Below are 2,420 nucleotides of genomic sequence, written 5' to 3'. Positions count from 1 at the left end.
TTTTTCGCCAGCAAATGCACACTTTTTCACAGTCGGTTTTTAGCTGGTAATGGACTGGTGGTGAGCTAAGCGGTAGCTGTTGCCAGTCATGTTAATAATCTCGCAGTGGTGGATGAGCCGGTCAAGGATAGCCGTCGTAATGGTGGCGTCGCCAAGGAAATCAGCCCATTCATCAAAGCCCTTGTTGGAGGTAATAATCAGCGAGGCCTTTTCGGACATGGAAGATACAAAACCGAAGAAGAGGTTCGCTTCTGCCGGAGTCAAGGGCATGAAGCCCACTTCGTCCACCACAACGAGGGCGGCTTTCTGTAAATATTTCAAACGTCGCTTGCTTGCACCCGAGATTTCAGCCGTTTTTAGCACGGACATTAAGTCGGAAAGTGTTTCAAACGCAACGGCATATCCGAGGTTGAGCCCTCGCACAGCCAACGCCAAAGCAAGATGCGTTTTTCCAACGCCGGGTGGCCCCAGAAAGCAGATGTTGTAAGCCTGCTCCACCCAAGTCATGTCACTCAGCCGGAGCATTTGCTCCCGGGTCACACTGCGCTGGAAGCCAAAGTCAAAAGCGTTTATCGTCTTTTCCGCGGGAAGTGCGGCTCTTTTGCGGCGCAACAAGGTTTGTTTCTCAACACGGAGCCGTTGTTCTTCCAGCAGGAAAAGCTCCACGCTCTCCAGCGGCGTCAGGTCGTTTTTGCCGGCGTATACGGTATCGAAATCAACCGGCTGGATACGGAGGTCGGACAAAAGGTTTAACACGCGTTCCTGCGGTGTCAACATCATCTCGCCCCCACTTTTGCATAGACATCCAAGGGCCGTTTTTGCGTGGTTACGTGGTATTTTACATCAGCCACAGGTATAACGGATGCAGCAGGCGAAATCAGCAATGCAGTATTGGGAGCTTCCTTGGCCTTGTGAGTGAGATAATCCTTTAAAATATTGGCGCTGTTGAGATTGCTGTATTGGCAGAAACCAATGGCCTCCAACACTTGGGACCCGCCATACTGGTCAATCATGGACTGGATAATGCGAAACTGGTCTCTGGAATACCTTGTTTTCTCCGTACGGATAGCCTGCAAGAACTCTGTGGCGCTGTGCTCCAACTGCGTATCCAAGTCATTCTGGAGCTTGTCCAAAGCGCTCGTGCGGTCTCTCGTATGATTTTTGCTCTGAATAAGGAGCCCTCTGCCGCTGGAGATGCGGTGCTCACAAATCGGTTCGCCAAATATGGTCTGGATGTAAAGCATGCCGTCTTTTGTGTCAATGCGCACCTCCGGTTGCTTGTTGTAGGTGCCCAGAGGAACGGAATAACGGTTGCTGTCGTAGATAATCGTGTTGTCCTTTCGGACGGTACGGCAGACAACAGGACGGGACGCCTCATCAAAGCCAACCAGAGGCCGCAGTTGCTCCCGTTCTTCCTGAAAGACTTCCACAGGAATACGCTTTGTGGTTCCATGCACCTTCGCATTGGCGGTGCGTGCCAGCCATTCCAGGCAGCTGCCGTTGAGAATGCCGTCGTCCACGAAAAGGCGGTTGCTGAGAAAATTGCCCTTAATGTATTTTACCGTGTTTTCAATCTTTCCCTTGCTCTCAGGATCGGCCCCACGGCACATATAGATGGTCATTTTTGTCTCTTGCCGGAACTTCTCAAATTCATAGGTGTAGACAATATCTCCGGCATTTTCGCTCACGCACACAATGCTGTCCTGGTCGAAAACCATTTCACGCGGCATTCCCCCGAAGTATTTGAAACAGTTGTGGCTCATGTTTACCAAGTCTGCCGCTGTAAAAGGACGGCTCTGCATTTCGGCATATTTGTATCGGGATGCGGAAAGCAAAAAGGCTGCTGCGTAGACTCTGGTTTGCCCGCCGTCAACATTCGGCATCAGGAGCTGGCCAAAGTCAACCTGCACCTGCTGCCCCATCGGAAGCTCAGGAACGGCTTCATAGTCTCTGGGATTGGGAGCTTTCTTCAGGCCGTATTCCTCCCGAAGCCGCTTCACATACCGTGAGACAGTGCGTTCTCTGAAATCCTCGTTGTAATGCTCTTTTAGCCAGTCGCAGACCTGCGCGGAGGAAAGTGTTGGATAAGCCCTCAGCCAATACAGAATCTGGTCGCGGTAGTCATCCAAGCTGCTCCCACGCTTCAAGTCCTGCTGTTGAGCCTCGTATTCATCTGCCGTCATTGTCCAATACCTGTCCACTGTACGGCGATTGATTTGAAGCTGTGCCGCCACGGCGGCTCGCTTAAAACCCATGTCTTTTAATTGCTGAATAGAATTATACACTCGATACCCCTTCATTTCTCGCCACCTCCCGCTCGGGTTGGCTTCATTTTACCAACTTCGCAGAAGATGTGCAGTCGTGGCTAAAAACTGTGCACTTTATGTGGCGAAAAACTGTGCAGTTCTATTGGCTGAAAA

At 51.1% G+C, this 2,420-nt stretch carries 2 protein-coding genes; both read right to left on the bottom strand.

Features of this window, described 5'->3' with window-relative positions; genetic code table 11:
* Positions 1 to 39 precede the first annotated feature (39 nt).
* Complete coding sequence (gene istB, locus ON16_RS14795; protein WP_040664393.1) at positions 40 to 777, bottom strand: IS21-like element helper ATPase IstB; 738 nt, start codon at positions 775 to 777, stop codon at positions 40 to 42.
* Complete coding sequence (gene istA, locus ON16_RS14790; protein ID WP_040664389.1) at positions 777 to 2,300, bottom strand: IS21 family transposase; 1,524 nt, start codon at positions 2,298 to 2,300, stop codon at positions 777 to 779. The genes istB and istA overlap by 1 nt, the downstream gene beginning before the upstream one ends.
* Between the last annotated feature and the right edge of the window lie 120 nt (positions 2,301 to 2,420).

It is taken from the genome of Oscillibacter ruminantium GH1 (assembly GCF_000307265.1).
Classification (GTDB): domain Bacteria; phylum Bacillota; class Clostridia; order Oscillospirales; family Oscillospiraceae; genus Oscillibacter; species Oscillibacter ruminantium.
The sequence above is the reverse complement of the archived record's forward strand: the minus strand, read 5'-3'. Positions and strand labels throughout refer to the sequence as shown.